Raw genomic sequence first — 12,356 nt, forward strand, 5'->3', positions numbered from 1 at the left:
CAAGGAATTATTCGGGGAAGGCCGCATCAAGCAGGCTTCGCGAGCCGTACATGATGCGGGTGTGTTCGGTAGTGCACTCGGGCAAGACGTGCTGGGCAAAGAAGAGGGCAGTAGCGATTTTCTGGTTCATGAACTGCGCATCCTGTCCGGTGTCCAGCGCGGCTTGAGCAGCCAATGCCCCCTTCGCCAGCTTCCATCCGGCCGCGAGCGTACCTGCCAACATCAGGAAGGGGACAGAGCCGGCAAAGGCCGCGTCGACATCCTTTCGGCTGCTTTCCAACAACCAATCCAAGGCGATCTCGAACGCGCCTCGCGCTTGCGTCAGGCTTGCCCCGATAGCTTGTGCAGTGGCATCTCCATACGCCAGTTTCGCCTCGGACTCTGCAATTCGGGCAGCGAAAAGACGGGCGGTTTCACCACCGTCGCGCATCACCTTGCGCCCCAGAAGGTCATTCGCCTGAATTGCGGTAGTGCCCTCGTAAATGGGTAGAATGCGAGCATCCCGATAGTGCTGCGCGGCACCGGTTTCCTCGATAAAGCCCATGCCGCCATGAATTTGCACACCCAGCGAAGCGACCTCGACCGCGCGTTCCGAGCAGAAACCCTTAACCAGCGGAACCATGAATTCGGCCAGAGCGGTCAACTGGGGATCACTCTGATGATGTGCAAGGTCCAACAAGCCCGCGGTTGCCGCCGCCATAGCCCGCCCACCTTCGGTCAGGCTGCGCATCCGCATGAGCATGCGACGCACATCCGGGTGCTCGATGATTGGGACAGCGTCCTTGACCTGACCGTTCACCGGACGGCTTTGTACCCGTTCGCGCGCATAGGTCAGCGCGCGCTGATAGGCACGATCAGCGGTCGCAATGCCTTGCACCCCAACGGAAAACCGCGCCGCGTTCATCATGATGAACATGTATTCCAACCCGCGATTTTCCTCGCCGATCAGGAACCCCGTGGCGTCCTTATATTCCAGCATCGCCGTCGGGCTGGCGCGGACACCTAGCTTGTGTTCAATGCTCACGCAGTTGACCGTGTTCTCGGCCCCTACCGCGCCATCCGCTTCCACAAGCTTCTGCGGCACGATGAACAGGCTCAGCCCTTTTGGCCCGGCGGGTGCATCAGGAATACGCGCCAACACCAAATGGATGATGTTCTCGGTCAGATCATGAGCGCCATATGTAATGAAAATCTTGGTGCCAGATATGCCATAGCTGCCATCCGCGCGTTGCACCGCTTTGGTCGCCACGCGGCCAAGATCGCTGCCCGCTTGTGGTTCCGTCAGGTTCATCGTGCCGGACCAGCGTCCTGCGATCAGCGGCTCAAGATATGTGGCTTTCTGTTCGTCCGAGCCAGTCAGCAGTAGCGCCTCAATGGCCCCATCGGTCAGCAACGGGCAAAGGCCAAAGCTCATGTCGGCGGCATTCAGCATCTCTACCGCCGCCGCGCCAACAGTTCGCGGCAGTCCCATGCCGCCATAATCCACCGGGTGAGTCAGTGCCTGCCAGCCCATTTCGACGAACTGAGCATAGGCATGCGCGTCACCTTCAGGCATCGTCACGCGCCCGTTGTCGAACCGGGCACCCAGCGTGTCGCCGATATGCGACAATGGCGCAATCTGTTCACCGCAGAACCGGGCATAGCCTTCCAGCACGGCAGCAATATCAGACAGGTCGTAGTCTGAATACGCCGCCAACGATGACACCTGCTCCCAATGAGACAGGTGTTCGATACAAAACATCAAATCCTGGACGGGCGGCTGATAGGACATCCTAGGCTCCCTGGCGGCAACTATGGTTTCGCGTCATCTATCTGCTGAAGAGATTGCCGATAAGCTCATATTTTGCCAAAATGCTATCCGATCACGCCAAACAGAGATCTCTATGACCAGCCAGGACCCTATCTCTCTGACGACCGTATCAGCTGCATTTATTCAGGATTGGCTGGATGCACTTGGGTCTCGTTGCACCCCGGAAGAGATGGCTTCTCTGCTGGAACGCTCAGGCCTTCAAGCCCGCCCAATGGCACCAACTCAACGTGTCACGCTGAATGAGATCGCCCGGCTTTATCAGCTTGCCGCGCCCGAGACCGGGGACGAAATGATGGGGCTCTGGAGCCGCCCGATCCGGCCCCGAGCATTGCAGCATCTTGTGACGGTGCAGCGCGGCGCAGGCAGCCTGACCTCGGCTCTCTATCGGTTCTCGACGTTCTGGAACCTGCTCCTGGATGACTTCTATTTTGACCTACACAGCAAATCAGACGAGGTGGCGCTGACTTTGGTGCCTTACTTGGTTGAAACCCAGCCGCAACGGTTCGGCCACATGCTGATTCTGAAACTTGCGCATGGGCTGCTATCCTGGCTCAGCGGATCAGAAACGCCGGTGCAAACGGTTTGCTTTGCCTTCGCCCGTCCGGAGTTTGCCGCGGACTATTCGGTCGTCTTTCCATGCCCCGTCGAGTTCGACGCCCCACAAACCAGTATTCGCTTCGACTCACGCCAATTCACCCGCCCGATCACCCGCAGTCCCGCCGAGGCATCCGTATTTCTCCAGCGTGCGCCGCTGGATTGGATCTTTACCGGCTCGCGCGCCCATACTTACAGCCTGCGCGTTCGAGCCTTTCTTTACGGAGCGACATGGCAGGCTTGCCAGCTTCCGGATGCGGCCCGCGCTCTAAAAATAACGCCTCGGACGTTGAACAGACGCTTAAAAAACGAAGGAACGTCCTTTCAGGACATAAAAGACGCCCTACGCCGCGACATTGCGATACGGGCACTTCAGCAAAGCACGGACAGTATAGATCAAATCGCGTTTGACACTGGCTTCTCGGCTCCGGCGAACTTCCACAGGGCTTTCCGAAAATGGACAAACCGGACACCGGGGTCATACCGGATGTGAGTTCGAGACTCGGTCAAGAAGTCTCTTAACGAATGATCCGAACCCGTACTCTAATCTATGTCTTGAATGCAGTAGAAGATGCACCGGTTCTCCTGCATGTAAATCCACTAGCGCGAATTTTGGTAGGTTTCAGAAACTACGCTCAAATGAGAACATGGTTCGGCTATCGTAGGGGCCACCCCATTGCCCAAAGCGGCATTTGTGCTGACAGTTCGTTAGTTCTGATGAAGTCATTAGAGGTTCTATGCCGTGCATCCTCTGGGATTACAATCCAGGTGCTCGCGGCTGATTCAAAAGAATAATGTCATCCAACAAGAACATCGGACAAACGTTCAACCAACGCTCTTTGAACAACTGCAAACCTTGGAGTGTTTGCTATTTCGTCCAGCGTTGCGACCCAGAGCGGAACCTCAATTTCTGGGGTTACGTCGTGCGATCTCCGAAGCCGGGAGTCCGCGTTGCCAAAGAATGCTGGCAAAAATGTTTTTCCGATTCCCGCGGCAGCCATTTGCTGTAGCACTAAGAAACTGTCTGCTCCGTTGGTCATTTCGTCAGCGCTGACATTCTGCGCCAGCCATTTGGCAGGGAGTGAACGGCTTAACGCCCCATCAAGCCTCATCCATTTGCGTTTGTCGGAACCGTCGTCAAAAACCCCGAATGACAGTGTTCCTGCCCGCTGACCAATTAACCCCTCCCCGAGCTTTATTGATGGGCGTACAGCTATGTCCGCAGTCAGACGGGATAGATCGTGGTGATTGTTTCCGCTCAACAAAGTCAGTTTCAAGCCGGGGTAGGTGAGTGAGATATCGTTAAGTATTTGCGGGAGAACGATCTGACAAAGACTGTCGGTGGACGTAATTCGCACATGGCCTACAGGAGAACGATTTGCGCCGACAATCGCACGCTCCATGGAAAGCACGGCATCTTCAACACTTTCCATAGCCGAAAAGATCGCGCGGGCTTCAGGGAGAACGGAGTATCCCGACGGGCTTCTTTGAAAAATGAGGCAGCCGTTTCGCTCTTCGAATGCGGCAACCCTGCGCAGGACCGTAGCATGTGTCACCCCCAAGGCAGACGCCGCCGCGTTCAGCGACCCGAATTTGCTCACCGCAAGTGCGTATCGAATGTCATCCCAATTCTCATTGTTCATAAATTAACAAGTAGCGACCAATAACAAACAATTACAAGTAATTTCGTTCAAGTTAATATTCGATTTATTGAACAGGGAGACACATCATGATGAATAAGTTCTCAATCTTCGCGGCAGGTTTATTGTCAGTTGCCGCTCTTGGCACGGCCATCGCCCAGGAAAGTGAGAATCCGGCTGTGAAGGCTCGGACCTCAATCATGCAGCTTTATTCATTCAATCTTGGCACTCTCGGCGGCATGGCCAAGGGAGAGACGGAGTACGATGCGGAGGCCGCAACACGAGCCGCGAATAACCTTGTCGTTCTGACGCAGCTCGATCAATCCGCGATGTGGCCCGCCGGAACCGACAATGTTTCCGACCCCTCCACGCGCGCTCTACCCGCTATATGGGAAAACTTCCCGGACGTCGGTGCCAAAGGGCAGGCCATGGCTGACGCTGCTGTTGCGATGCAGGCTGCGGCAGGACAAGATGTTGAAGCGCTGAAAGCGGCAATGGGAGATTTAGGTGGAAGCTGTTCGGCATGTCACAAGGCATACAGAGCGCCAAAGGACTGATTAGGCATTGATGGTGCGGCGTTCTATTCTCTTTGTCGCTGGTGCCGTAGTTTTGGTCGGGTTGGCCGGTTTGGTGCTGACCCGACCGCAAAGATTGGATCAGGTTCAACTGGACGGTATTACTCCCGATCTCGCGAGAGGTGAGGCCGTTTTCTTTGCAGCAGGATGTGCATCCTGCCACTCAGCGCCGGACGCGGTTGGAGAGGAAAAGCTTATGCTCGCCGGCGGTCGTCGGTTTGAGACGGATTTCGGCACTTTCATAGCCCCCAATATATCCAGTGATCCATCTGCCGGTATCGGTTCCTGGTCCGCGCTGGATTTAGCCAATGCCCTGATCCATGGGACCGGACCCGAAGGGCAACACTATTACCCAGCGTTTCCATATACATCCTATGCCAACATGACCGCCGATGATGTTGTATCGCTCCATGCATTTCTTGGCACATTGCCAGCGGCCGTGACCGAAAGCGATGCGCATGAAGTGGGTTTCCCCTTCAGCGTTAGACGAGGGTTGGGAGGATGGAAGCTATTACACCTGGCACTAGGTTGGGCGGTTGAAGGTGATCTGACTGATCAACAAAGACGAGGCCGGTATCTTGTGGAGGCGCTGGGGCACTGCGCTGAATGTCATACGCCGCGAAACGGCTTGGGCGGTTTGAAACGAGATCTTTGGCTGACGGGTGCGCCAAACCCAAGCGGGAAAGGTCGCATTCCCGGGTTAACCCCAGACCAGCTTGATTGGTCCGAAGCTGACATAGCGGAATACCTGAAATCTGGCTTCACACCGGATTATGACAGTGCTGGTGGTGAGATGGTTGAAGTTATCGAAAACACATCTCGGCTTACAGATGACGACCGTTTAGCAATTGCCGCCTATTTGAAAGCTGTTCCTGTTTCGTCGACAGGGCTTTCATCCGAGTAACAGTCGTTTGACGCTATGATGCGGGCGCCGGTGTCTACAGTCGACCTCATATAACCGACCATATGTCTCGCTTCCATTCTTAAGCACGAATTGCTGGTTACCATGCTGTCGGCTTGGCAGAATGTCGGGTCATTGCTTCAGTGACTTCAAACCGAAACTGCTGATCTTAGTTGTTCCTTACCAATTTGGTTCTTCGAACCTTGCAGATACGGCGTTCCACGCTCCAGAACCAAGAACTCATTACCTAACGAATAAGCGAACTCAAAAAACTGTTCGACTAAGACAATTGCCATGTCGCCCCGATCCCGCAGCTGGCGAATGACTTCTCCGATCTGCTTGATGATGTTGGGTTGAATACCCTCCGTTGGTTCGTCCAACAGAAGAAGCTTTGGTTTTGTGATCAGCGCGCGCGCGATTGCAAGCTGTTGTTGCTGACCACCAGACAAGTCACCGCCACGCCGCGAAAGAAACTCTTTGAGGATCGGAAAGAGGTCGAAGATATAGTCGGGGATTGTGCGATCTTTGCGCGGCAGGCAGGCATAGCCGGTTTCGAGGTTCTCAAGAACCGTCAAAAACGGAAAAATCTCGCGGCCTTGCGGAACATAAGCCACGCCTTTTCTGGCGAGCTCATAGGATGTGGCGTTGCCGATCTCTTCACCGTTCAGCAGGTAGTTACCTCCGCTGCGGGGATGCGTGCCAGATATGGCCTTCAACAGGCTGGTTTTGCCGACGCCGTTGGTTCCCATCACGCAGGTCACCTGACCCTGGCGTGCGGTAACGTCAACGCCGTTCAAGATCTGGCTGCCGCCATAATGCAAAGATAAATCGGAGATTTTCAGAAGGTCAGCGGCCAAGATAAACCTCGATTACTTTTTCGTTCTGAGTGACGTGGTCCAACGACCCTTCGGCGAGAACCGACCCCTCATGCAGCACAGTTACTTTGCAATTGAGGCGACGGACGAATTCCATGTCGTGTTCGACAACGACGACGGCTCGAGTTTTGGCCGCTTCGACAAGAATGTCGGTTGTGTGCTGTCGCTCTGCCGGGGTCATCCCGGCCGCAGGCTCATCCACCAGCAGCAACTGTGGATCTTGAGCCAGCAGCATACCGATCTCGAGCCATTGCTTCTGCCCGTGACTGAGCTCGCCTGCCTTGCGGTCCAGGGATTGTCGCAGCCCGATTTCCTCGGCCAAAGCGGCGACTTTCTCATGATCTTCCTGACGTGCCCGGAACCGGAGTACAGAAAGCGGCCCGCGTTTGTTTTTCAGGGCAAGCATCAGGTTTTCGCGGACGCTTTGATCTTCGAAGACGGTCGGGCGCTGGAACTTTCGCCCCACTCCGGCCTGGGCGATCTGGCTTTCGCTCATCGACAGCAACGAGACCGACTTTTCACCCCAAAGAACGTGACCGTCATCAGGCTTGGTCTTGCCGGTGATGATGTCCATGAACGTCGTCTTTCCCGCCCCGTTCGGGCCGATGACAGCGCGCATTTCGGCTGGGCCGATTTGGAACGTCAGGTTGTTGATGGCCTTGAAACCGTCAAAGGCCACGGAAACACCAGAGACTTCTAGAAGCGTGCTCATTCATTCGCCTCCTTTTCACGCAGCGATCCAAAGTCCGGCCCCAGATCGGCACCGTGTCGGTCAGGCGCACGGCGTTCGGTGAGCTTGTCGATCAGCCCCCCTACGCCGCGGGGCGCGAACAGCGTGACCGCGACAAACGAGAACCCAAGCAGAATGGTCCACCAGTCGACCCACTGGATCGTATAAAACCCGAGTGAGATGTCGGGGGCTTGCCCGCCTGTAAACCAAGTGGACAGCAGCGAGACGAAAGCCGCACCGATGACGGCTCCGTACAGCCTTCCGCGTCCACCGATTGCCACCCAAACGGCGAGGTAGATTGAGGCGATGGGGGCGATTTCAGCCGGGTTGATGATGCCGGCTTGGGGGTAATAGAGGGCCCCGGCAATGCCGCAGATCACGGCGGTGAAAGTGAAGATAAACAGCTTATAGACCTCGACCGAGTAGCCGAGGAACCGGACACGGCTTTCATCGTCACGGATGGCGCGAATGACCGATCCGAACTTACCGGACACTACCCATGCGCAGACTAGGTAGCCCAGACCAAGCGCCAGGGCAGACGCCCAGAAGAACAGGATCGAAACCGTTGATTGCGGCACCGAGTCCAGGCCCGGCAGGTTCTGCAGCCCGGACAAGCCATTGTTCCCGCGCAACCCGCTGTCGTTTTGGAACAGGTACAGGGACAGCGCGAGCGTCATCGCCTGCGTTAGGATCGACAGGTAAACCCCGGTCACGCGGCTGCGGAACGCCAGCCATCCAAAGACTAGAGCCAGCAGACCGGGAACCAGCACGACGGCAGCCAGTTGTAGCGGCAGTGAATGCGCGATGGCCCAGATCGGGGGAAACTCGGAAGCACCAACAACGCCGAAAATCTGAGTGGCGATGCCATCCGAGATTTCCTGTGCCGTTGGTGGCAAGGCAGAAGCTGCGAGGCTATCGACCACGATAATCTCGGTGCGGGCATACATCAGCCACATGCCTATGGCGTAGCCGCCAATGCCAAAGAAGGCCATGTGCCCCAGCGACAGGATACCCGTATAGCCCCACACCAAATCCATCGCCAGTGCGGCAAGGCATAGGCAGAGCGTCTTACCCAGCGTCTTGATAAAGCTGGTGGAAATCAGCCCGATGCCAAACCCTTCGCCCAGAACAGTAATGATCGCCGTAAACAGGGACAGGATGATCAGAAAGATGGCGACAGAGGGATAGCGCAGCACCAGTGGCTTGCGCATCGGCTCGGTTGTGGATGTCATGTCAACCATATCACGCTTCCGCCGCCCGACCTTTGAGCGCGATGATGCCGCGCGGTCGGAATTGAATGAACAGGATGATGAACAGGATCATATAGGTCTGTGCCGCCAGAGTATTGGACGGGTTAAACCATTCGATCCCCTTTTGCAGCGTTCCAACCATCGTCGCGCCCAGCAGCGTGCCCCAGATGTTGCCGACTCCGCCGACAACGACCGTCATAAAGCTTTGCACGATGTAGTCAGAGCCCATCTCGGATGTAACTTTGGCGTAAAGCCCGATGGCCACGCCAGCGATGCCCGCGATGCCCGAACCCAGGCCGAATGTCAGCATGTTGATCCGGTCCGGGTTGATGCCCATCGAGGAGGCCATGCGAGGGTTCTGTGTCACGGCGCGCACCTCCAGCCCCAGCCGGGTCCGATTCATGACGATCAGGAATAGTGCCAGAAACAGCAACGCTAGTACGAATATCGCGATGCGGATGTAGCTGATCGATACGATGTCGTTCAGCACCATCGACCCGTCCAACCATTCCGGTGCGGTCAGAGGACGCGCTTGCGTGCCGAAGATGTTCTTGGCCAATTGTTGAAGCGCGATCGAGACGCCAAAGGTTGCAAGCAGGGTTTCCAGCGGGCGATGATACAGCCAACGAATGACCAATCGCTCCAGCAGAACTCCGGCCCCGAAGGTCACAAGAAAGGCACAGGGAATTGCGACAAAGATTGAGAGCGTCAGATCGGGAATGAACAGCTGTACCACGTAGCCGGTGTAAGCGCCCATCATGATGAATTCGCCATGGGCCATGTTGATTACCCCCATGACGCCGAAGGTGATCGCAAGTCCAATCGCCGCAAGGAAGTAGATCGATGCCAGAGACAGTGCATCCAACACCAAATCAGCCGTCTGGTTTAAAGCGACCTGTGTTTCGATGTTGTCCAGCGCTGCCTGCGCAGCAAGTGCGATCGGCAGAGGGGCCGAGACGTAAACCCGAAAGAACTTATGATTTTGAACGGCTTCGGCAATGTCATCTTGTGTCACCAGCGGGGCCGCAAGACCCTGTTGGGCCAGCACCTGATAGGCGGCCTTTCGTGCGGCGTCCTCGTCCAGGCTCGCCACTTGCACACCGGCGACGGTATCGCCGTTTATGTTGGCGATAAGGGTTTGCTTCATGGTTCCTGAATCTACCGGTTCCGGTGCCAAGCCATTTGCGACAAGCAGGCTATAGGCCTGTTCCTGCGACAGCGCGTCTGATCCGACCTCAATGCCAACCGCCCCATCCGGAACGTCATCCGCGACCTTGATTTCGGATGAAACCAAAGGATTGAGCGTTGCCCGGACATCGACGCTCAGGTCGCCAGCGAAGCTTTCGATGGCAGCTAGTCTTGCGGCCTCATCCTCGTCAAAACGGATCGTCAGCAAACGCTCCAGCCGGTCTTTGCGCGCTTTGAGATCGGCGTCTTGTTCAGCCTCGATTGAACCGCGCAGTGCGGACAGGTGCGACGCCTCGGCGTCTCGCTCGATCGCTGTCAAAGCAACGTCGCGGGTCTTGGGATTGGGGTCGTTCAGTTGAAACTGCACCAGAGCAGAGGCGATCAGACCTCGAATGCCGGAATTTGGCTTGAGTTGTTTATAGTCCTTCTTGTCGACAACCCCGATCTCCGTCCCGTCAGAGACGTCGAATATCTGCAACCCGCCGTCAGCCTTTGAAGCAAAGACAAACAGACCGGTTTCCTTGTTGAACCACATGCCCTTCGCTTGCCAACGCTCCAAGACGGTCTGCGCTTCGGGCAGTCCACTTTGCGCCAACGCGTCAATCGCCGGGCCAATTGTCTTGCGAGAGGATTTCTGGATCACCTCCGCGTAGGACTGCAATACCTGCTGCACCGGGGCGTCTGCGGATTGCGCTTGCAAAAGAGTAGGGACCACAAGGACCAGCAGGGCAAGCACTGCCCGCCTGAACGGAAGCGTCATTTAGGAAGACCTTTGTATTGAGCCTCGGGGCACAAGACGCGCCCCGAGGAATTCAGGTGAAGTCCTTAGTAGTTGGACTTGATCTGCACGCAGCTCTCAGTTTCGGTGTTGTACATACCGCAACCCAGCTCTTTCCAATCCGACACGAGAACGGCGGATTCAGGCAGATAGTCGGTCCAGGCGTCGCCCGGAACTTCTTCGGTCTGGCTGATGATGTCGAACTGACCGTCTTCCTGGATTTCGCCGATCAACACCGGCTTGGCCAAGTGGTGGTTCGGCAGCATCACCGCTGTACCGCCTGTCAGGTTCGGGAATTCCTGACCGTACATGGCAGTCCGAACCGCGTCGACATCGGTGGTTTCAGCAGCCGTCGCCGCGTTCACCCACATGTTGAAGCCAATATAGTGGGCCTCCATCGGGTCGTTGGTCACACGCTCTTCACCCATGCGGACTTTCCACGCTTCGACCCATGCGTCGTTCGCATCGCTTTCGGCTGATTGGAAGTAGTTCCAAGCCGCCAGATGACCGACGAGGTTTGTCGTATCGAGGCCTGCCAGCTCTTCTTCGCCGACCGAGAAGGCGACAACCGGAATATCGTCAGCTGAGATGCCAGCAGCGGCCAGCTCTTTATAGAAACCAACGTTTGCGTCGCCGTTGATGGTCGAGATTACGCCGACTTTCTTGCCGCCCGCGCCAAGCGCAACCACATCGGCTACGATCTTGGACCAATCCGAATGACCGAATGGCGTGTAGTTGACGAAGATATCTTCTTCCGCGATGCCCTTCTGCTTCAGATAGCTTTCGAGGATGTTGTTCGTGGTCCGTGGGTAAACGTAGTCAGTCCCCAACAGAGCGAATTTTTCAACTTCCAGTTCGTCTAGGAAGTAATCGGTGGCAGGGATCGCCTGCTGGTTCGGTGCGGCACCGGTGTAGAATACGTTTTTCGAGCTTTCTTCACCTTCATACTGAACCGGGTAGAACAGCAGACCGTTCAGTTCTTCGATCACCGGCAGGACTGATTTACGAGATACCGACGTCCAGTTGCCAAAAACAACATCAACTTCATGGACCGTCAGCAGTTCGCGCGCCTTTTCAGCAAACAGCGGCCAGTCAGAGGCCGGGTCAACAACTACAGCCTCAAGTTCGCACCCCAGAAGACCACCGGCTTCGTTTTGTTGTTCGACCAGCATTTCCATTGTGTCTTTCAGCGTGGTTTCCGAAATGGCCATGGTGCCGGACAACGAATGCAATACGCCGACCTTGATTGGGCAATCGGCCAGTGCAGGCAATGAACTGGCCAACAGAACTGCGGCGGTTGTGGTGAGAAGTTTGGTGTGCATCAGCATTTCCTTTTATGCGATGCGCAGCAGGGTTGTTCGGGCCGCTGAAACGTCCCATATACCCCCCTACGCATATTTGCGGTGTGCGAGGGCGTCTTCAGGTTCCTAGGCCGGGCACCTTCGCACATTTTCCAAGCCGTCTTGCGGCGCACCACAGTGCTAAGGCAGATTTACCCGGGCGTCAGAGTCTCATGGCCTGAGTTCTTGGATTGATTCAGAGGACTGCCTAAATTTGCGGCGATGCAGCATGCTCAGCCTAATAATGCGGCGCTGCAGCGAAGCGTCTTTTAAGCGCCGCCCAGGATCAACAGGTTGCACTGATCCAAATATTGCTTGGCAGTTCGGCGTGCTGCGCTTGCCTTTGCCGCATCTGAACCAAAGGTCGCAGTTTGCAATAGACGCGCATGTGCATGCTTGGAATTTACCCTGTGGCTTAAGACCAATTCGGTATTGTCCGCTGTGGCCGTCGCTTCCAGCAAAGACACAAATCCGCCACGGCGCAGTTCATAGTCCTGAGCTTTAGCATCGTTCAACAGCCACGCATGTTCCATTTCGGCTGAAAAGCGGCCCGCGCAGCTTGCAAACGATTTGACCATGTCACTTTCGGCATAAAGTAGTCCAGCAGACATTAAGAAGCATGACATTGAAAGGAAAATTGTTCTCAAAGCGCCCATATCTTAACCATTGCAACTG

Annotated in this window: 11 protein-coding genes; 3 read left to right on the plus strand and 8 right to left on the minus strand. The window is 55.9% G+C overall.

The window, feature by feature from the left end:
- Nucleotides 1-7: 7 nt before the first annotated feature.
- The gene (locus tag ACR0NF_RS07595; RefSeq protein WP_480471023.1) at nt 8-1,771 is read right to left on the minus strand and encodes an acyl-CoA dehydrogenase family protein; all 1,764 of its coding nucleotides are present in this window, start codon (nt 1,769-1,771) and stop codon (nt 8-10) included.
- 112 nt (nt 1,772-1,883) lie between these two features.
- Here ACR0NF_RS07595 and ACR0NF_RS07600 point away from each other — a divergent pair, with 112 nt between their 5' ends.
- On the plus strand, nt 1,884-2,897 hold the full coding sequence (locus ACR0NF_RS07600; protein ID WP_480471022.1) for an AraC family transcriptional regulator: 1,014 nt from the start codon (nt 1,884-1,886) through the stop codon (nt 2,895-2,897).
- A 304-nt stretch (nt 2,898-3,201) separates the two neighbouring features.
- Here ACR0NF_RS07600 and ACR0NF_RS07605 read toward each other — a convergent pair whose 3' ends face one another.
- Nucleotides 3,202-4,047 carry a LysR family transcriptional regulator gene (locus tag ACR0NF_RS07605; RefSeq protein ID WP_480667206.1) on the minus strand — a complete coding sequence of 282 codons (846 nt, stop codon included), beginning with the start codon at nt 4,045-4,047 and terminating at the stop codon, nt 3,202-3,204.
- An 86-nt stretch (nt 4,048-4,133) separates the two neighbouring features.
- On the opposite strand from ACR0NF_RS07605, the gene ACR0NF_RS07610 reads away from it, so the two are divergent.
- Nucleotides 4,134-4,601: a c-type cytochrome gene (locus ACR0NF_RS07610; RefSeq protein WP_480667207.1), complete on the plus strand. Its 468-nt coding sequence runs from the start codon at nt 4,134-4,136 to the stop codon at nt 4,599-4,601.
- 13 nt (nt 4,602-4,614) lie between these two features.
- Nucleotides 4,615-5,523 carry a c-type cytochrome gene (locus ACR0NF_RS07615; protein WP_480778110.1) on the plus strand — a complete coding sequence of 303 codons (909 nt, stop codon included), beginning with the start codon at nt 4,615-4,617 and terminating at the stop codon, nt 5,521-5,523.
- Nucleotides 5,524-5,669: 146 nt separating this feature from the next.
- Here the strand turns inward: ACR0NF_RS07615 and urtE are convergent, their stop codons facing one another.
- From urtE to ACR0NF_RS07645, 6 genes are all read right to left on the minus strand, one after another.
- On the minus strand, nt 5,670-6,377 hold the full coding sequence (gene urtE / locus ACR0NF_RS07620; RefSeq protein ID WP_480778013.1) for an urea ABC transporter ATP-binding subunit UrtE: 708 nt from the start codon (nt 6,375-6,377) through the stop codon (nt 5,670-5,672).
- Nucleotides 6,367-7,107 (minus strand): urea ABC transporter ATP-binding protein UrtD, encoded by a 741-nt coding sequence (gene urtD, locus ACR0NF_RS07625; protein ID WP_480778014.1) that lies wholly within the window; start codon nt 7,105-7,107, stop codon nt 6,367-6,369. Before urtD ends, urtE begins: the two co-directional genes overlap by 11 nt.
- Nucleotides 7,104-8,357 (minus strand): urea ABC transporter permease subunit UrtC, encoded by a 1,254-nt coding sequence (gene urtC / locus ACR0NF_RS07630; RefSeq protein ID WP_480778111.1) that lies wholly within the window; start codon nt 8,355-8,357, stop codon nt 7,104-7,106. Before urtC ends, urtD begins: the two co-directional genes overlap by 4 nt.
- Before the next feature lie 10 nt (nt 8,358-8,367).
- Nucleotides 8,368-10,323 (minus strand): urea ABC transporter permease subunit UrtB, encoded by a 1,956-nt coding sequence (gene urtB, locus ACR0NF_RS07635; protein WP_480778015.1) that lies wholly within the window; start codon nt 10,321-10,323, stop codon nt 8,368-8,370.
- 65 nt (nt 10,324-10,388) lie between these two features.
- Nucleotides 10,389-11,663, minus strand: coding sequence for an urea ABC transporter substrate-binding protein (gene urtA, locus ACR0NF_RS07640; RefSeq protein ID WP_480778016.1), 1,275 nt, complete (start codon nt 11,661-11,663; stop codon nt 10,389-10,391).
- A gap of 287 nt (nt 11,664-11,950) precedes the next feature.
- Entirely contained in the window at nt 11,951-12,337 is a 387-nt protein-coding gene (locus tag ACR0NF_RS07645; RefSeq protein ID WP_480471013.1) for a hypothetical protein, read from the minus strand.
- Nucleotides 12,338-12,356: the final 19 nt, after the last annotated feature.

The sequence above is a fragment of the Ruegeria sp. CF4 genome (genome assembly GCF_056537345.1).

Coding starts and splice junctions, on each gene's coding strand:
- ACR0NF_RS07645 (WP_480471013.1), bottom strand. CDS start 12,337: ATGGGCGCTTTGAGAACAATTTTCCTTTCAATGTCATGCTTCTTAATG.
- ACR0NF_RS07600 (WP_480471022.1), top strand. CDS start 1,884: ATGACCAGCCAGGACCCTATCTCTCTGACGACCGTATCAGCTGCATTT.
- ACR0NF_RS07610 (WP_480667207.1), top strand. CDS start 4,134: ATGATGAATAAGTTCTCAATCTTCGCGGCAGGTTTATTGTCAGTTGCC.
- urtC (WP_480778111.1), bottom strand. CDS start 8,357: ATGACATCCACAACCGAGCCGATGCGCAAGCCACTGGTGCTGCGCTAT.
- ACR0NF_RS07595 (WP_480471023.1), bottom strand. CDS start 1,771: ATGTCCTATCAGCCGCCCGTCCAGGATTTGATGTTTTGTATCGAACAC.
- urtB (WP_480778015.1), bottom strand. CDS start 10,323: ATGACGCTTCCGTTCAGGCGGGCAGTGCTTGCCCTGCTGGTCCTTGTG.
- urtA (WP_480778016.1), bottom strand. CDS start 11,663: ATGCACACCAAACTTCTCACCACAACCGCCGCAGTTCTGTTGGCCAGT.
- urtD (WP_480778014.1), bottom strand. CDS start 7,107: ATGAGCACGCTTCTAGAAGTCTCTGGTGTTTCCGTGGCCTTTGACGGT.
- ACR0NF_RS07605 (WP_480667206.1), bottom strand. CDS start 4,047: ATGAACAATGAGAATTGGGATGACATTCGATACGCACTTGCGGTGAGC.